This is a genomic window from Pseudoalteromonas sp. LC2018020214, from assembly GCF_016598755.1.
Taxonomy (GTDB): Bacteria; Pseudomonadota; Gammaproteobacteria; order Enterobacterales; family Alteromonadaceae; genus Pseudoalteromonas; species Pseudoalteromonas distincta.
This window is the reverse complement of record NZ_CP066804.1, coordinates 2,911,516-2,929,844: the sequence shown is the minus strand read 5'-3', so window position 1 is coordinate 2,929,844 and position 18,329 is coordinate 2,911,516. Positions and strand designations below refer to the sequence as shown.

General features: G+C 40.5%; 17 protein-coding genes. 12 read left to right on the top strand and 5 right to left on the bottom strand.

Annotation, left to right across the window (positions count from 1 at the left end; genetic code table 11):
• The first annotated feature begins 44 nt into the window (after window positions 1–44).
• The 12 genes from JG479_RS13010 to JG479_RS12955 all read left to right on the top strand — a co-directional run bounded on the left by JG479_RS13010 (window position 45) and on the right by JG479_RS12955 (window position 14,146).
• The gene (locus JG479_RS13010; RefSeq protein ID WP_002961535.1) at window positions 45–308 is read left to right on the top strand and encodes a DUF4212 domain-containing protein; all 264 of its coding nucleotides are present in this window, start codon (window positions 45–47) and stop codon (window positions 306–308) included.
• A 10-nt stretch (window positions 309–318) separates the two neighbouring features.
• Window positions 319–2,043 carry a sodium:solute symporter family protein gene (locus tag JG479_RS13005; protein ID WP_002961534.1) on the top strand — a complete coding sequence of 575 codons (1,725 nt, stop codon included), beginning with the start codon at window positions 319–321 and terminating at the stop codon, window positions 2,041–2,043.
• A 123-nt stretch (window positions 2,044–2,166) separates the two neighbouring features.
• Window positions 2,167–4,005 (top strand): DUF294 nucleotidyltransferase-like domain-containing protein, encoded by a 1,839-nt coding sequence (locus JG479_RS13000; RefSeq protein ID WP_200219455.1) that lies wholly within the window; start codon window positions 2,167–2,169, stop codon window positions 4,003–4,005.
• Between the two features lie 15 nt (window positions 4,006–4,020).
• The gene (locus tag JG479_RS12995) at window positions 4,021–4,644 is read left to right on the top strand and encodes a 3'-5' exonuclease (protein ID WP_200219454.1); all 624 of its coding nucleotides are present in this window, start codon (window positions 4,021–4,023) and stop codon (window positions 4,642–4,644) included.
• Window positions 4,645–4,782: 138 nt separating this feature from the next.
• The gene (locus JG479_RS12990) at window positions 4,783–5,517 is read left to right on the top strand and encodes an SIMPL domain-containing protein (RefSeq protein ID WP_200219453.1); all 735 of its coding nucleotides are present in this window, start codon (window positions 4,783–4,785) and stop codon (window positions 5,515–5,517) included.
• Between the two features lie 79 nt (window positions 5,518–5,596).
• Window positions 5,597–6,259 carry a peroxiredoxin-like family protein gene (locus JG479_RS12985; RefSeq protein ID WP_200219452.1) on the top strand — a complete coding sequence of 221 codons (663 nt, stop codon included), beginning with the start codon at window positions 5,597–5,599 and terminating at the stop codon, window positions 6,257–6,259.
• Window positions 6,260–6,437: 178 nt separating this feature from the next.
• Complete coding sequence (gene epd / locus JG479_RS12980; protein WP_200219451.1) at window positions 6,438–7,454, top strand: erythrose-4-phosphate dehydrogenase; 1,017 nt, start codon at window positions 6,438–6,440, stop codon at window positions 7,452–7,454.
• A gap of 64 nt (window positions 7,455–7,518) precedes the next feature.
• Window positions 7,519–8,694: a phosphoglycerate kinase gene (locus JG479_RS12975; RefSeq protein WP_002961525.1), complete on the top strand. Its 1,176-nt coding sequence runs from the start codon at window positions 7,519–7,521 to the stop codon at window positions 8,692–8,694.
• 201 nt (window positions 8,695–8,895) lie between these two features.
• Window positions 8,896–9,960: a class II fructose-bisphosphate aldolase gene (fba, locus tag JG479_RS12970; protein ID WP_002961523.1), complete on the top strand. Its 1,065-nt coding sequence runs from the start codon at window positions 8,896–8,898 to the stop codon at window positions 9,958–9,960.
• A 1,039-nt stretch (window positions 9,961–10,999) separates the two neighbouring features.
• On the top strand, window positions 11,000–11,689 hold the full coding sequence (gene phoB / locus JG479_RS12965; RefSeq protein ID WP_006791869.1) for a phosphate regulon transcriptional regulator PhoB: 690 nt from the start codon (window positions 11,000–11,002) through the stop codon (window positions 11,687–11,689).
• Window positions 11,690–11,754: 65 nt separating this feature from the next.
• Window positions 11,755–13,062 (top strand): phosphate regulon sensor histidine kinase PhoR, encoded by a 1,308-nt coding sequence (gene phoR, locus JG479_RS12960; RefSeq protein ID WP_138489571.1) that lies wholly within the window; start codon window positions 11,755–11,757, stop codon window positions 13,060–13,062.
• A 115-nt stretch (window positions 13,063–13,177) separates the two neighbouring features.
• Window positions 13,178–14,146: a PstS family phosphate ABC transporter substrate-binding protein gene (locus JG479_RS12955; RefSeq protein WP_002962686.1), complete on the top strand. Its 969-nt coding sequence runs from the start codon at window positions 13,178–13,180 to the stop codon at window positions 14,144–14,146.
• 232 nt (window positions 14,147–14,378) lie between these two features.
• Here JG479_RS12955 and JG479_RS12950 read toward each other — a convergent pair whose 3' ends face one another.
• The 5 genes from JG479_RS12950 to pcnB are packed head-to-tail and all read right to left on the bottom strand — an operon-like array spanning window position 14,379 to window position 18,293.
• Window positions 14,379–14,615 carry a hypothetical protein gene (locus JG479_RS12950; RefSeq protein WP_002962684.1) on the bottom strand — a complete coding sequence of 79 codons (237 nt, stop codon included), beginning with the start codon at window positions 14,613–14,615 and terminating at the stop codon, window positions 14,379–14,381.
• Window positions 14,616–14,648: 33 nt separating this feature from the next.
• A complete protein-coding gene (panC, locus tag JG479_RS12945; protein ID WP_024597167.1) occupies window positions 14,649–15,497 on the bottom strand; it encodes a pantoate--beta-alanine ligase in 849 nt (282 codons plus the stop codon).
• Window positions 15,497–16,291, bottom strand: a complete 795-nt coding sequence (gene panB / locus JG479_RS12940) for a 3-methyl-2-oxobutanoate hydroxymethyltransferase (protein ID WP_002962679.1) — start codon at window positions 16,289–16,291, stop codon at window positions 15,497–15,499. The genes panC and panB overlap by 1 nt, the downstream gene beginning before the upstream one ends.
• A gap of 30 nt (window positions 16,292–16,321) precedes the next feature.
• Window positions 16,322–16,807 carry a 2-amino-4-hydroxy-6-hydroxymethyldihydropteridine diphosphokinase gene (gene folK / locus JG479_RS12935; protein WP_002962677.1) on the bottom strand — a complete coding sequence of 162 codons (486 nt, stop codon included), beginning with the start codon at window positions 16,805–16,807 and terminating at the stop codon, window positions 16,322–16,324.
• Window positions 16,808–16,811: 4 nt separating this feature from the next.
• Entirely contained in the window at window positions 16,812–18,293 is a 1,482-nt protein-coding gene (gene pcnB, locus JG479_RS12930; RefSeq protein WP_002962675.1) for a polynucleotide adenylyltransferase PcnB, read from the bottom strand.
• Window positions 18,294–18,329: the final 36 nt, after the last annotated feature.

Here is an 18,329-nt window from a genome sequence, read left to right as displayed (position 1 = left end):
AACCACTCATCGCGATATTGCGGTGCTTAAAGGGGAAAACAAAAATGGCTTTTAAAGATGAAGAACAAGCAAAAGCTTATTGGGCAGAAAACATTTCGCTGTTATTTAAACTGTTAGCAGTGTGGTTTGTCGTGTCTTTTGGCTTTGGCATATTACTGGTTGATGTACTTAATGAAGTACGTTTTTTTGGGTTTAAACTTGGCTTCTGGTTCGCCCAGCAAGGCGCGATTTATACCTTTGTTGCTTTGATTTTTGTGTACGTTTTCAAAATGAATACGTTAGATAAAAAATACGGCGTAGACGAATAGGAGCTAAGCAATGGATGTTCAAACACTCACGTTTTTAATTGTTGGTTTAAGCTTTGCGCTTTATATCGGCATAGCAATATGGGCCCGAGCGGGTTCAACCAAAGAGTTTTATGTAGCGGGCGGCGGCGTACCTCCTCTTGCTAATGGTATGGCAACAGCTGCCGATTGGATGAGCGCCGCGTCGTTTATTTCAATGGCGGGTATTATTTCGTTTGCAGGTTACGATGGCAGTGTTTACTTAATGGGGTGGACAGGTGGTTATGTACTATTAGCCATGTGTTTAGCGCCTTACTTACGTAAATTCGGCAAGTTTACTGTGCCAGACTTTATTGGCGACCGTTACTATTCACGTACCGCGCGTTTAGTTGCTATTTTTTGTGCCATATTCATTTGTTTCACTTATATAGCAGGGCAAATGCGTGGCGTAGGCGTGGTATTTTCACGCTTTTTAGAAGTAGAAATTGAAACCGGTGTTTACATTGGTATGGTGATTGTATTCTTTTATGCGGTACTTGGCGGCATGAAAGGCATTACCTACACACAAGTAGCGCAGTATTGTGTACTTGTATTTGCCTACCTTGTACCAGCCATTTTTATCTCGATGATGATGACGGGTCATTTCTTCCCGCAAACCGGTTTTGGTGCCACATTAATTGGCAGCGATGGCGTGTACGTACTTGATAAACTAGATGGCTTAAGTGCTGAACTTGGTTTTGCGCAATATACCGAAGGCTCTAAGAGCATGATTGACGTGTTCGCTATTACTGGTGCGTTAATGGTAGGTACTGCTGGTTTACCACATGTAATTGTACGCTTTTTCACTGTACCTCGCGTAAAAGACACGCGTATTTCTGCAGCATGGACACTTGTGTTCATCGCCATTGTTTATACTACAGCACCTGCGGTTGCAGCCTTTGCTCGCGTAAACATGGTTGATACTATTAATGGTAAAGACGGTAGCGGTACAGCTTACGCAGAAGCACCAGGATGGATTAAAAACTGGGAACGCACAGGTTTAATTACATTTGATGATAAAAACGGCGATGGCAAAATGTTCTACACGGCGGGTAAAATCACCGATCCGAACAGTGCTAACGAAGTAAATGTAGACCGCGACATTATGGTATTAGCAAATCCAGAAATTGCTAATTTACCAGCATGGGTAATCGCACTTGTAGCTGCCGGTGGTATTGCCGCTGCACTGTCTACAACAGCAGGTTTACTACTGGTTATTTCGACCTCCGTTTCGCACGATTTACTCAAGCGAACCCTCAAGCCCGATATTACCGACAAGCAAGAGTTACTTGCAGCGAGGTTGGCAGCCATGGTCGCTATTGTTATCTCCGCGTACTTTGGTATTAACCCGCCTGGATTTGTGGCATCGGTAGTGGCATTTGCCTTCGGCTTGGCGGCAGCGAGTTTCTTCCCAGCAATTATTATGGGTATATTCTCTAAAACAATGAACCGAGAGGGCGCAATTGCAGGCATGGTAACGGGTATTGGCTTTACCGCTGCGTATATCATCTTCTTCAAGTTTGTAAGCCCAGAGCTAAACAATCCTGAACATTGGTTTTTAGGTATTTCGCCTGAAGGTATTGGCTTAATTGGTATGATTATTAACTTTGTAGTAGCCGCAGTTGTTCTTAAATTTACTCAAGCTACACCTATTGAAATTCAAGAAATGGTAGAAGGTATTCGTAACCCTAAAGGGTCAGCTGAAGCGCACGATCACTAGGCAACATTTACAGATATAGTAAAAAAACATAAAGCACCCAAAGCCCGACTTTAGTCGGGCTTTTTATTTGTTTAATAAATAAGTACATTAGATTGGTACATCACCATTTAAAGAGCGAATACAATGAGTGTAGAACAACAAGAAATAGCCCAATACGTTTGTTTGCAAGCGCCTTTTAGTATGCTTGATAGCAGCGCATACGAATATTTTGTAAATCATCTTGATATTATTTACCTTACCCGCGAAAACCAAACTCAGTGGTTACAAAGTGAAAACCCTAAACTATTTTTAATTCGCTCTGGTTTGTACGACCTAGTTGATGGCAAGGGCGATGTTGTTACGCGCTTAGCGCAAGGTGACTATTTTGGTTTTCCGTCGCTGTTAACCGGTGAGGCAATTCAAAATAGGTTAGAAGTACAAAAAGAGGGCATAGTGTATATGCTCTCTCAAACGCATTTTGATTTTTTACGCAGAGAATATAAATCGTTTGAGCAATACTTTGTACGCGCTCATGCTAACCGGTTGTTGTCATCGCATTATAAAAGTAAAAACGATAGCTGGTCGGAACGTAAAATATCAGAGCTGATGACGCGCACAGCAATTACGCTTACGCCCGATGCAAGTATTAGGCAAAGCGCTAAAAAAATGAAAGAGCATGGCGTCTCGTCAATAATGATAACGCAGCACGCGCACTTAGTAGGGGTTGTGACCGACCGCGATTTACGCAACCGAGTACTTGCCGACGAGGTAGATCCACAAGACGCAGTAAGCAGTATTATGACCGCCAAACCTAAGTTTATATTTGAAAATAACCGGGTGTTTTCAGCGCTGCACTTAATGCTTAAATACAATATTCACCATTTGCCTGTGCTTGACGAAAACCATAACCCGATAGGGATGATAACCAGCACCGATTTACTGCGCCAACAAAAAAGTGACCCCGTACAGCTTATAGGGCGCATATATAAAGCGCACACTGTTACTGATTTAAAACGCTACGCTAAAGAAATTCCCGAACTTTTGCGTAGTTTTTCGTACAACATTGACGACATATCGTTAATTGGTAAATTACTCAGTGGTTTAACCGATGCGCTTACATCGCGCCTGATTCACTTATTTCAAGAAGAGCATGGCGCAGCGCCAACCAGCTTTAGTTTTATTTGCTTTGGTTCGCAAGCGCGCGAAGAACAAACCCTGCATTCAGATCAAGACAACGGCTTATTACTCCCTAACGACTTAACCACCGAACAACACGCTTACTTTAAAAGTATGGGGGAGTTTGTATGCGAGAATTTAGTTGAGTGCGGCATTAGGCGTTGCCCAGGTAATATTATGGCAAGCAGTGATGAGTGCCGTATGAGCGTAAACGACTGGAGCGAGCGCTTTTTTAAATGGATAAAAAGCCCCACACCCAATGCAATGCTTAACTGTAAGATATTTTTTGACCTGCGATTTATTGAAGGTTCAAACGCTTTATACACGGCTTTTTGCGAGCAACTAATTCGTATATCGCGTAACGACTTATTCTATGCCGCAATGGCAACCGACATAAGCAGCAACAGCGTGCCAATTGGTTTATTTAATAAATTTAAAACCGAAAAAACAGATCAAAATAATAAATACATAGATTTAAAAAAACGCGGTGTTGTAATTATAAATGACATAGTGCGGTTATACGCTTTAAAAGCGGGTATTAGGCGCGCCAACACGCAAGAACGATTAGACGCACTATTAAAACATAAACTGATCAGCAAAGAAGATATATACAACCTAAAAGACTGTTGGCGGTTCTTAACGCAGCTTCGCTTGAGTACACAAATAAACGAAGAAGGCTTACCGAGTAATTGTATTAATCCTAATAAATTAAACTCACTAGAGCGCCATCAGCTAAAAGAAGCGTTTTACCTTGTTAAACAAGCGCAGCAAGCCGCCGCGTTTAAGTTTGCTCGTGGCAGTTTATAATGATGGATTACTAACATGGTAAAAAAGTTGCTCACTCGGTATTTAAAGCGCCGTAAATTACTAGGCAAAAATGCCTTACAACAACGTTATTTGGTGATTGATTTAGAGCTCACTGGCCTTGATGCAAAACAGCACGAAATTGTATCGGTAGCGTGGGTGATAATAGATAACCAATGTATAAAAATGAGCGAGTCGCAGCACCTTATAAATAAAGACGTAAAAAGCCTTGAGCAAAGTCCTGTTTTTCATGGGATTAGCGACGATGCTATAGCAAAGGGGCTAAGCCTAAACAGTATATTAATACAATTAAGTAACCATTTTAGCGACTGTATTTTAGTGTTTCATAACGCCATGCTCGATTGGGGCTTTTTAAAAATAGCCTTAAAAAATGCCAATATAACAACGCGGCCTAAACTGATACTCGATACCCTTCACATCGAGAAAAAGCGCTTACTCCATCATTCAACTGAAATAAAACAAGATGATTTAACCCTTAGTGCTTGCCGCACACGTTATGAGTTACCAAGCTATCATTGCCATCACGCACTGACCGATGCACAAGCCACTGCCGAGTTACTGCTAGCCCAGTACCATCAAATAAGCCGTGGCAAAGAGTTAAAAGTAGGCGAGTTGATGTAGGTTGGCTGTAGGCGGGGCTTTATGCCGCGCGAGATAAACTCCCGCCTACAATAAAGAGCAGTTTACTTTTATTGTTATCCGTATAACTATAGGTACAGTTACGTAATCATTATCTAACTAATCACTTCAAGGACGATCATGAAACTCATCACTACTATTTTCTTAACCTTATTCCCACTCATCACTTTTGCTAATTCAAGCTTACCTGCTAATCGTCATATTGCAGTGCAGGGTATTGCAGAGGTATTAGCAAAGCCCGATATGGCTAAGATTTCTTTTGAAGTAATAAGCTTTAAAGACAAATCACTTGATGCTAAACGTGATGTTGATGATCGAGTAAATTTGTTACTTAAAGGATTAAGCAAGTACGGTGTTAAGGAGACGGATGTTTCTGCTACAAGCCTGTTAACTCATAATGATGACGATATGTTTAATGTCGAGAGCGGTACAGCAATTAATGCAGGATATGTAGCAACAAGAACACTTAAAGTAACATTAAGAAATATTGAAAAATTGAATGATTTTATCGATTTTGCACTAAGTGTAAAAATTAATGAAGTGACGAATATTGAGCTTATGTCTTCAAAAGCCGCGCAGTTAGAAGCTGAAGCAACACAAGGCGCAATAGATAACGCTATAGTTAAAGGGGGTAAGCTTGCTAAAGCATTTGGCGCAGAGCTTGGAAAAATTTACAGCATTAATTCAAATTCTAACCGTTCAAGTTATGGTTATGGCGCAGATAATTTTGAGAGAATAGTTGTAACCGGTTCTAAAGTTACTAGAAATCTATTTGAGCAAGGTAGATACCTGCAAGAAACTATTACATTTAAATCATCAATAAACGTGGTGTTTGATTTAGAAGTAAATGATTAAGTTGAAATTTTCATTTCAAATACATTTTCATAATGTAAGCTGGCTTTAAGTTTTTGATTAATTTGAAGGTAGCCATATTATGAGCGATGAAAATAACACGTTAAAAGCACAAACTGAGGCAAAAATAGCAGCAGGGCGTAAAGGTAATCCTGATTTTATGAAAGGTGTTGATGAAACGATTGCACAAGCAAAAGCGTTTCAAGAGGGTGCAAATGCACTTAATTTAGCTCAAAGTGCCCCACGCTTTGAGCTGCCGAATCAACATGGTCAATCGGTGCAGTTAACTGAGTTACTTGCTAAAGGGCCTGTGGTTGTTACTTTTTATCGTGGAAGTTGGTGTCCGTACTGTAATTTACAGCTCAAAGCGCTTCAAGCACGTTTACCTGAAATTCACGCATTAGGCGCACAATTGGTGGCTATTAGCCCGCAAGTACCCGATGGCTCAATGAGCGAAAGCGATATAAGTAAAATGGATTTTTTAGTGCTGTCGGACCAAAATGCCGATGTAGCAGCAAGCTACGGAGTAGCATGGCAAGTACCCACATTTTTACTAGAGCATATGCGAGTAGACCGAGGCCTAGATTTAGAGTCGGTTAACAATGGCAATAGTAGTGTTTTACCGATCCCTGCCACCTTTGTTTTAGATAAACAAGGTAAAGTGACCTGGCGGTATGTTGATGTTGATTATCGTACTCGTTCTGAGCCAGAAGATATAATTAACGCTTTGAAAAATTTAGTATAAAAAACTTAATTTTAAAAGTCAGAGCCATCGAAGAGCTTGCAATGCCTAAGCTCTTCAACGTTAATTTAAAGTTTCTAATGCTTCCCTCTTATAATCAGATGCAAGGTCGATTACAATACAGACACCTAAAAGGCGTATTGCCTTTATCTGCACGCTAAAAGAGTGGATTTTATATTTCATGGCAATCAAACTTGCAATTAATGGTTTTGGTCGTATTGGTCGAAATATTGTCCGCGCGTTATACGAGTCTGGTTTGAGCGACGATATAAAAATTGTTGCGATTAACGAACTTGCTGATCCTGAAGCTATTGCTCATTTATTAAAATACGACACATCCCACGGTCGTTTTTCTTTTCCTGTAAAACTTGGTGAAGACACCATTAGTATTGCAGGCGATACCATTGCACTTTTTTGTGAAGAAAACCCAATTGAATTACCTTGGCAAACGCTCGATGTAGACGTTGTACTTGAATGTACGGGTGTTTATCACTCGCGTGAACATGCGCAGTTACATATTACCGCAGGCGCTAAAAAGGTGTTGTTTTCGCATCCGGCCGATAACGATGTTGATGCTACGATTGTGTATGGCATTAACGACGATGAGCTTAAAAGCGAGCACACAATTGTCTCTAACGGCTCGTGTACAACTAACTGTGTTGTGCCAGTTATTAAAGTATTAGATGATGCATTTGGTATTGAGTCGGGCGCTATTACAACGATTCATGCGTCGATGAACGATCAACAAGTGATTGATGGTTATCATCATGATTTACGCCGTACTCGCGCTGCAAGCCAATCAATTATTCCAGTTGATACAAAGCTCGCCCGTGGTATAGACCGTATTTTACCTAAATTTAAAGGCCGTTTTGAAGCCATAGCCGTACGTGTACCGACTATAAATGTCACGGCAATGGATTTAAGTGTAACGGTTAATACCGATGTAGATTTAAATGCAGTAAATAATGCACTTAAAGCACAAGCAAAAGACCGCTTAGAAGGTATTTTAAGTTATACCGAAGAGCCGCTTGTGTCGGTTGATTTTAATCACGACCCACATTCTTGTATTATTGATGGCACACAAACACGTGTTAGTCACAAACGACTGATAAAGTTATTAGTATGGTGTGATAACGAATGGGGTTTTGCTAATCGTATGCTCGACACAGCGCGTGCTATGATGGCAGTGAATAAGTAATTTATTAATATAATAATTTTAAACGTATTTTTCAGGTTCAGTATCGTTAACTAAGGAGATGTTCATGTCGGTCATAAAAATGGCAGATTTAGATTTAAACGGCAAACGCGTATTAATTCGTGAAGATTTAAATGTACCAGTTAAAGCAGGTAAAGTGACGTCAGATGCGCGTATTCGTGCAGCACTACCTACTATTAAACTAGCCCTTGAGAAAGGCGCTAAAGTAATGGTTATGTCACACCTTGGCCGTCCTACGGAAGGGGAATACGATGAAGCGTTTTCGCTTGCACCTGTAGCTGATTACTTAAACGATGCCCTAGAGCAAACTGTACGTTTAGAAAAAGATTACTTAAACGGTGTTGATATTGCTGATAACGAAGTGGTTGTTTTTGAAAATGTGCGCTTTAACAAAGGCGAGAAGAAAAACGACGAAGCGCTATCTAAGCAACTAGCAGCACTGTGTGATGTATATGTAATGGATGCATTTGGTACGGCTCACCGTGCACAAGCGTCTACCCATGGCGTTGGCTTATTTGCTGATGTGGCATGTGCAGGTCCATTGTTATCGGCTGAGCTTGAAGCGTTAGGAAAAGCACTTGATAATCCAGCGCGTCCATTAGTCGCGATTGTTGGTGGTTCTAAAGTATCTACTAAGCTAACCGTTTTAGATTCACTTTCTAAAATTGTTGACCAATTAGTTACCGGCGGCGGTATTGCAAATACCTTTATTGCTGCATCAGGTAGCCCAGTTGGTAAGTCGCTTTACGAACCTGATTTAATGGATGAAGCGAATCGTTTATGTGCAGCAGCGATTGCTAATAATGGTGAAATTCCGGTACCGACTGACGTAGTGGTTGGTAATGAGTTTTCTGAATCTGCTGTAGCTACGCTTAAAGATGTAAGCGAAGTAACAAGCAATGATATGATTTTTGATATTGGCCCTGATACAGCGAGCAAGCTTGCAAAAATTATTGCAAATGCAGGCACTGTTGTATGGAATGGCCCTGTTGGCGTGTTCGAGTTTGACCAGTTTGGTAATGGTACTCGTGCTATTGCACAAGCAATTGCTAACTCAAATGCGTTTTCAATCGCCGGTGGTGGTGATACCTTAGCCGCAATTGATAAATACGGCATTGCCGATAAAGTTTCTTATATTTCTACTGGTGGTGGTGCGTTCTTAGAGTTTTTAGAAGGCAAAAAACTTCCAGCAGTTGAAATGCTAGAGTCGCGCGCTAAGTAATTTTAGTAGCGTAAGGTGAGGGGGTAATAGCCCTCACCGACAATTAATTATTAAATACCTCTCACCCTAATTTAATAGTTAATTTAGACGGAATATTACTGCAAAGCAGTGGTTTTTCGTGGCGTTGTAGTAACGCCAAACTAACACATCCGTTCAAACTAGATGGTAGGGAACTACTGTCGATAAATTGGAGAATACCCAATGGCTTTAATCAGTATGCGACAACTATTAGATCATGCAGCAGAGCATGGTTACGGCGTACCTGCTTTTAACGTTAATAACCAAGAGCAAATGCGCGCAATAATGGAAGCGGCTGACAAAACAAACAGCCCAGTAATTGTTCAAGGATCAGCTGGCGCTCGTGCTTACGCTGGTGCTCCATTTATTCGTCATATGATTTTAGCAGCCGTTGAAGAATGGCCACATATCCCAGTTGTAATGCACCAAGATCACGGCACATCGCCAGGTGTATGTCAGCGTTCAATTCAGCTTGGTTTTTCATCAGTAATGATGGATGGCTCATTAATGAGCGACGGCAAAACCCCTTCAAGCTACGAATACAATGTAGAAGTAACGCGCGAAACAGTTGCTATGGCGCATGCCTGTGGTGTATCTGTTGAAGGCGAGCTAGGTGTACTTGGTTCACTTGAAACAGGTGAAGCTGGCGAAGAAGATGGCGTTGGTGCAGAAGGGTTATTAACAACTGATCAAATGCTAACAGACCCTGAAGAAGCGGCTGATTTTGTAAATAAAACACACGTTGATGCACTTGCAATTGCTTGCGGTACTTCACACGGTGCTTATAAATTTACTCGCCCACCAACAGATGACATTTTAGCGATTGATCGCATTAAAGCGATTCATGCTCGTATTCCTAACACGCACTTAGTGATGCATGGTTCATCTTCAGTTCCACAAGAGTGGTTAGAAATTATTAATCAGTACGGTGGCGAAATTCCAGAAACTTATGGTGTGCCAGTTGAGCAGATTGTTGAAGGCATTAAGTTTGGTGTTCGTAAGGTAAATATTGATACCGATTTACGTTTAGCATCTACCGGTGCAATTCGTCGTCATATGGCGCTTAACCCATCTAACTTCGATCCACGTAAATACCTAGCTGAAGCTACAAAAGCAATGACAGAGATTTGCGTTGCACGCTATAACTCGTTTGGTACTTCTGGTCAGGCTAGTAAAATTAAGCCAATTTCACTCGATGAAATGCACCTTAAATACTTAAGCGGCGAGCTAGACCCTAAAATTAGATAATAGATCAATTTATAATTGATCATTATTAGGGCCTGTTTATCTTTCGAGGTTGAATTTGCAGCAGTATGTTTGGTATTTAGGCAAGGCAGAGCCTATGCAGTGTGGTTATTTCCCATAAATAGGCGATAACGTGGAATAAATGCCAAACATGCGCTGCCCGAAGGGTTCTGCCTAGGGGCAATTTACTCTTTGTTGCCTACATGGATGTAGGTAAGGGGCGTGAGCAGGACGCGGAAGCTTTGCTCGGTTTTTACTTAGCCCGCTAGGTTACAAACCTCACGCCGCGATTAAATCGCCCCTAGATTGAACAAATTTTAATCCTGAAAGGTCAACAGGCCCTAAGCCAGTAACTTTGTTGCTGGCTTTTTTAATGTCAGCTCTTTTTATATTACAGATTACGGTTTTTTGATCAGATCACTGCATTACCAACGCGGAATTTTGGGATCACGCATTTACTAACACAGCCTTTTTCGGATCATTACTTTACTAAGCCAAATACACTTTAATGCTATTTTGGGCTCTGAGATAATTTGATCGTTATTTATTTGTACAAACAATCAACAACTTATTGCTTTGACTAGGTACAACTCTGATCTGAGGGGGGATCGGCTTGGTAAAAATCTGATCCTTTATTTGGGGCTTAGTAAAATTTAGATCTATTTTTGAACGTATTGTTTGTTACACAGACGGGTTTGTTGATTTTAAAAGGGCTTTAAAGCTACTTTTAAACGATCGATCTGTAAAAATGTCTTGGTTAGTAAAACAATGATCCCAGCTAGTTTAATATTGTTTAGTGGTTTAAATAGCGATACAAAAAAGATAATTTCAAAAAGTTAGCTATTACATAAATTTATCGTAAATCTCTTTTTATTACGTTAAATATTAAAAAGGTTTTAAAAATATGACGTTAATGAGGTTTTTTGTCACTAATTTGTGTTTTTTTTACCACCATTTTAATTTACACGTTACACTTTCATAAAAATGTCATACTTAGTCATAATAATGAAAACTAATTCGATAGCGTAAGAGATAAATTGGAATGTCACGTAAAGTACTAGTCGTAGATGACGAAGCTCCTATCAGGGAGATGTTGGTTTTTGTTTTAGAGCAAAATGGATTTCAAGCAATTGAAGCAGAAGATTACGACTCTGCTATTGCAGCTATGGTTGAACCTTACCCAGATATGGTTTTACTTGATTGGATGTTACCTGGTGGAAGCGGTATTCAAATTGCTAAAAAGTTTAAGCAAAACGAACACACCCGCCAAATCCCAATTATTATGCTTACAGCTCGCGGCGAAGAAGAAGACAAAGTACGCGGCCTTGAAGTAGGTGCAGATGATTACGTCACCAAGCCGTTTTCTCCTAAAGAGCTTATGGCACGTATTAAAGCGGTTATTCGCCGTGTATCGCCAACCTCATTAGAAGAAGCTATTGAAGTACATGGCCTGCGTTTAGACCCTATTTCGCATCGTGTTACCTCAGAAGGTAACGAGCTTGATATGGGGCCAACCGAATTTAGATTACTGCACTTTTTTATGACTCACCCAGAGCGTGTTTATAGCCGTGAACAACTGCTTGATCATGTGTGGGGAACTAACGTTTACGTAGAAGATCGCACGGTTGATGTGCACATTCGTCGCCTGCGTAAAGCAATTGGCCCACTTGGACATGACCGTTTGGTGCAAACAGTACGTGGCGCTGGGTATCGTTTTTCAAGTAAGCTGTGATCAGCTTAAAGCTTAGCTAATGTGTAAAATACGCATGTATTACTACTCTAAGGTAAAGTGAGTGTATGTATCGAGTTGTTAATAAACAGGCGTTAGTTAAACGCCTGTTTATCTATTTTTTACCCTTACTATTAATTGGTGTGCTGGTTGGCGCGCCATTTTTGCTTTTATTTTTAGGATCTTTTTCTCTCCTTATTTGGCACTACCATCAACTTTATCGTTTGAGCGATTGGCTACTTAATCAACGCAGCTTTAATCCGCCAGAGGGTGAGGGGGCATGGGAGCAAGTGTTTGAAGGTATTTATCATCTCCAGCACCGTAATCGTAAAAAACGTAATGAGCTTGCAGATTTAATTCGTCGCTTTCGCGATGGGGCTGAAGCGGTACCTGATGCGGTAGTGGTATTACAAAACGATTTAAGTATTGTGTGGTGTAATCAATTAGCCCTTAAAGTGCTTGGTTTGCAGTGGCCTACGGATCATGGTCAGCGCCTTGATAATTTAATTCGCGAACCTAAGTTTGCTAAATACATGCACAAAGGCGAATTTGACGATGCGCTTGAGCTGGATAACGGTCACAGTATTGAGCAGGTGCTTGAGTTTAGGGTAATGCCATATGCAAGTACGCAACTTATGGTTGTGGTACGTGATGTAACGCGCTTAAAACAGCTAGAACAGATGCGTAAAGACTTTGTAGCCAATGTGTCGCATGAACTACGTACACCGCTTACAGTGGTTACAGGGTATCTTGAGATGATGGATGGCGACATGATGCCGCCGCCAGCAATGTGGAACAAAGCGCAAAATACTATGCTTGAACAATGCAAGCGCATGGATAGCTTAGTCAGCCAATTACTATCGCTTTCGCGTATTGAAGGTGCTCGTCGCCAAGACAATGATAAAGCTATAAATGTACCGCAATTACTTGGTTATATTCACACTGAAGCAAACTCAATTAATCAAGACAAAGGCCACGAACTTATTTTTGATATTGATAAAACCCTTGATATTAAAGGCTCTGAGGATGAACTGCGTAGTGCGTTTTCTAATTTAGTATTCAACGCGATTCATTACACAAAACCAGGCGGTAAAGTAGAAGTATGCTGGCAGCGCAAAAACAATAAAGCGTGTTTTAGTGTTACCGATAATGGTGATGGTATTGCGCCTGAGCATATTAACCGATTAACTGAACGTTTTTATCGTGTTGATAAAGCTCGCAGTAGAACAACAGGTGGCTCAGGCTTAGGGCTCGCTATAACAAAACATGTGTTAACTCGCCATGATAGTAAATTAAATATTCGTAGTGAAGTTAACAAAGGATCGTGTTTTTCTTTTGATTTTTCAATAGATAAGATAGTTTCGCTGACTAAATAATTAAGTTAATAGGTCAAGTCATAAAAGTGTCATTTAAGAGTAATGTAACTGTCATGTACTCACTTTAGAGTGGGCAGCAGTTAGAAAATGGAACGAACAAACCGGAGAACTCTACATGAAATTTAAAAACTTAGTTGCCGCAATGGGTGTGGCTGTTACAACTTTCGTATCTGCACAAGCAGTTGCTCTAGATCAAAATATTCCTGAGTATCAAAAAATTAGTGGTGTTTCAGGCAACTTTTCATCAGTAGGTTCTGACACTTTAGCCAACATGATGACGTTTTGGGCTGAAGAGTACAAACGTATTTACCCAAATGTAAATATTCAGATTCAAGCAGCAGGTTCTTCTACTGCTCCACCGGCACTTACCGAAGGTACAGCTAACCTAGGTCCAATGAGCCGTAAAATGAAATCTAAAGAAATCGAAGCGTTCGAAAAACGTTACGGTTACAAGCCAACAGAAGTTCGCGTTGCTATTGATGCACTTGCTGTATTTGTACATAAAGATAACCCAATTGAAGGTCTTCGTATTGACCAAGTAGATGCTATATTTTCATCTACTCGTAAATGTGGCGCACCAGAGCAAGTTAACCGTTGGAGCGATGTTGGTCTAACAGGTGATTGGGCAGCTAAAGATGTGCAACTTTACGGACGCAACTCAGTATCAGGTACGTATGGTTACTTTAAAAAGAAAGCACTTTGTAAAGGTGATTTCCGTAATAACGTAAATGAGCAACCGGGTTCTGCATCAGTAGTACAGTCAATTTCATCTTCATTAAATGCAATTGGTTACTCAGGTATAGGTTATAAAACATCGGGCGTACGTACAGTACCGTTAGCTAAAAAAGGCGATAACTTTGTTGATGCAACACTTGATAACGTTGCACAAGGCAAATATCCATTATCTCGCTTTTTATACCTTTATGTGAATAAGCACCCAAACAAGCCGTTGTCTCCAATGGAAGCGCAATTCTTAAAAATGGTACTTTCAAAAGATGGTCAGCAAATTGTAGAAAAAGATGGTTATGTACCACTTTCTGCAAAGCTAGTAGAAACAGAACTTAAGAAGCTTGGTTTGAACTAATACCAATTGCATTAAATTAGTGAGTTATTATAGCGATAAGAAAATAGCGCAATAACAAGGCTAAAATTATGATACATAGTTGTTCTATATAAATAATTTTTAACGTAGTTAGTGAGTTATTTAATACGCTAGAATGGTCATGTTTTTAATAAAATTGGTATGATAAACTATAAGCACAAAAAACCGCTCATTGAGCGGTTTTTTTGTGCCTAAAACTAAAAACTTTAAGGAATTAAATATTACCTAATTTTTCGGCTTGTGCTTTACATTGATTATAGCTCTCAACACATTTTCCAGAGCATACTTGTTGCTTTAAGCCCTCAGCAGTTGTTTGCTGTTCACAACTACTTTCACACTGGTAGTTTTGTTGAGCACACTGATTCATTTCAGGGTTTTCAACTTGGTTTTGACAACCTGCTAATAGTGCAAAAGTAAGGGCGACTACGCTTGTTTTTATTAAAGAGTGCATGCTTCTTATCCTTAAAATGGAGTCGCAATAATATTAAATTTCGACTTGGATATTGTCGATCAATCTAACACCACCAAAATAGGCTGCGGCTAAAATAACAAATTGAGTATCTTCGATTGTAGCAGTTTTTAATGTATCTCGTTGAGCAATCTCAAAATAGTCTGGTTTTAGGCCTGCTTTCTCTAAACTTTGTTTAGCTAAGCTTTCAAGTTTTACGAAGTCTTTCTCGCCACTTTTAAGTTGCTCAGCGCACGTATTAAGGGCCTTAAATAATACGGTTGCAGTCGCTTTTTGATCATCTGATAAGTAACCATTACGTGAGCTCATAGCAAGGCCAGAAACTTCTCGCATTGTAGGTACACCAATAACTTCAACCGGAATTGATAAGTCGCGTGCCATAGTTTTGATTACTTGCAGTTGCTGAAAATCTTTTTCACCAAAGCAGGCGTAATCTGGTTGCACTAAGTTAAATAACTTAGTCACGATTGTTGCAACACCTCTAAAGTGACCTGGACGTGAGCCGCCGCAATAGCCTAATGAAATGTCAGGCACATCTACAAAACTTTGTGCACCCAGTCCATTAGGATAGATTGTTTCTACACTTGGGGTAAATACAATATCAGTGCCTAGTTCAGCAAGGCCTTGTTTGTCTTCGTTTAGCGTACGAGGATAGTTATCTAAATCTTCGTTAGCACCAAATTGCATTGGGTTTACAAAAATACTTACAACGACTTTGTCGGCCAAGTTTTTTGCTTTTTCTACTAACGAAAAATGCCCACGGTGCAAGTTGCCCATTGTTGGCACAAGCGCCACGCTAAGACCTGCTTGGCGCCATGCTTTAATTTGACTACGTAACGATCTGATTTCAGTTATTGATTGCATTATTTAAACTCATGTTCAGCGCTTGGAAATGCGCCACTTTTAACATCTGTACAATACTTTTGAACGGCTGCAGGCATATTGCCTGTTTCGAGCAAAAAGTTTTTAGAAAATTTAGGAATGTAACCTGCCGAAATACCAACCAGGTCATGCATTACCAGTATTTGGCCGTCAGTTAAGCTGCCTGCACCAATACCAATAGTTGGGATACTTAGAGCGTCTGTAATGCGTTTTGCCAGGGCACTTGGAATACACTCAAGTACTAATAATTGCGCGCCAGCAGCTTCAAGTGCTTTCGCATCATCAATCATTTTTTGTGCTTTATCTTCTTCGCGACCTTGTATTTTAAAGCCACCAAATACATGAACTGACTGTGGTGTAAGGCCTAAATGCCCGCAAACTGGGATACCTTGTTGAGTGAGTGCTTTAATGCTCTCGTAAAGCCACTCTCCGCCTTCAAGTTTAATCATGTTTGCGCCAGCGCGCATAAGCTCAGCTGCATTTTTACAGGTATCACTAACGCTTGAGTAGGTCATAAAAGGTAAGTCAGCAATTACAAATAATTCGCGGCTACCAGCGCGTACACAGCGGGTATGATATGCAATATCTTGATTTGTTACGCCAAGGGTGTCATCGCCGCCTTGTAGTACCATGCCCAATGAGTCGCCCACTAAAATAACTTCAACGCCGTTATCATGAAATAACTTTGCAAAACTAGCGTCGTAGGCTGTTAATGCAGTAATTTTGTTATTTTCTGCTTTCATTTTATTTAAAGTAGAAACGGTTATTTTAGACATAATATCCTCGCAGGCAAAAGCCTAGGTTAATTACAGAGGTAATTGTTGTAAGTCGTTGAGCGGTAAGTTATTTGCAATGGTTTTTAATGCAATGCCGCTAGGTAAAATAAGTTCAGGTGCAAGCTCTAATAGTGGGTAAACCACAAACTCGCGATCACTCAAACCATAATGAGGCACGGTTAAGCGCGCCGTATTTATGATTTGATCATCAAATAATAGGGTATCGATATCAAGTGTGCGTGGACCCCAACGCTCAGCTTTTCTTACTCGACCATGCTCAAGCTCAATGCTTTGTGTTAAATCAAGTAATTGCTCTGGATCAAGGGTCGTTTTAATACAGGCTACGGCATTGATATAGTCTGGTTGATCTTGTGGGCCCATAGGCTTACTTGCATAGTAATGCGAAACGTTTACAAATTCACAATTAGGCAGCTTTTTAAGCGCAATTATCGCGTTATCAAGCTGCTCTTTTGGTGAGTTTAGGTTGGCACCTAAACCCAAATAAACACAATGCATGTTATTACTCAGTTGGCTTTTTAGTAGGACGACGGCGCTTTCGCGGCTTAGGACCACCTTGATGGCCTAAGCTTTTAACCATCTCTTTTTGGCCGTTTATATCTTTACTTAAGTATTGTGTCCACCACTGAGCAAGCTCTGTATGCTGAGTTTCGCCTGCATCTACGCGTAATAATAAAAAGTCGTAAGCGGCTTTAAAGCGAGGCTGTTGCGTTAGCCTGTATGCACGTTGGCCAGCACGTTTATCTAAGCGGTGCTGTATATGCCAAATATCGCGAGCACCTAAAGTAAAGCGCTTAGGAACAGCTATATGCTGTGAATTATCGCTTAGTACTTTATTCATTGCTTGTGCGAAAGCATCGTATTCAGATAATTGCTCTTGGCTTTGAATTTTTTTAGTGCGCTCAAGCAGTGGGAACCAAAGTAGGGCTGCAAAAATAAACGCCGGTGTTACTTTTTTATCGGCATTAATACGCTTGTCGGTATTTTGAAACATTTGCTGAATAAGCGTGTGCTCTAAGCCACTTGGGTTTTTATCTAAAATTTTATCAAGTTCAGGAAAAAGTGAGCGGAATAAGCCGTATTTACGCAGCATTAAAAAGTTAGCTTCGGCCTTGCCGTTTAAAAACAGTTTAAGAATTTCTTCAAATAAACGAGCTGGCGGAATGTTATCAAGCAAGCTTGCAAGCTCGCTAATTGGCTTTTCACTTTTAGGCGCAATGCTCATATCAAGCTTAGTGGCAAAACGGACTGCACGTAACATACGAACAGGGTCTTCGCGGTAACGCGTTTCAGGATCGCCAATAAGCTCGATTTGTTTAGCTTTAATTGCCGCTAAGCCGTTAGCGTAGTCGTGAATACTAAAATCTTTAATTGAGTAATAAAGTGCGTTGATTGAAAAGTCGCGGCGCTCTGCATCTTCTTCAATACTGCCAAATACGTTATCACGTAGTAATTGACCTTCATTGCTTGATTGGCTTATTTGATTTTTGTCTTCTTGCGCTTCGTGGTGGCCACGCATTGTTGCCACTTCGATAATTTCACGGCCAAATACAATGTGTGCTAGACGAAAGCGACGACCTATCAGGCGACAGTTTCTAAATAGTTTTTTTACCTGATCTGGAGTTGCATTAGTAACTACGTCAAAATCTTTTGGCTGTTGGCCTAACAATATATCGCGAATACAACCACCAACAAGGTAGGCATCGTAGCCACCGTCTTTTAAGCGGTATAATACTTTGATTGCATTTGGGCTAAATTGTTTGCGAGAAATACCATGCTCACCACGAGTGACAACAATAGGTTCACTGCTTACAGAAGCGCTTTCGGCACTGGTATTCGGGCCGATTATTTGTCGGCAAAATTGAAAAAGCTTGGAAATAATAGTCTGTCTCCTAGAAGGTGTGATTGACTCTGCATCGCAATCAAAAGTTACAGCAAATAGGGCGGTTATAACCCAGTACAAGCTGTTTGACGTAATTAGCATATATTTAGGCGGCTATCATATACCAGCAGGGTTTAA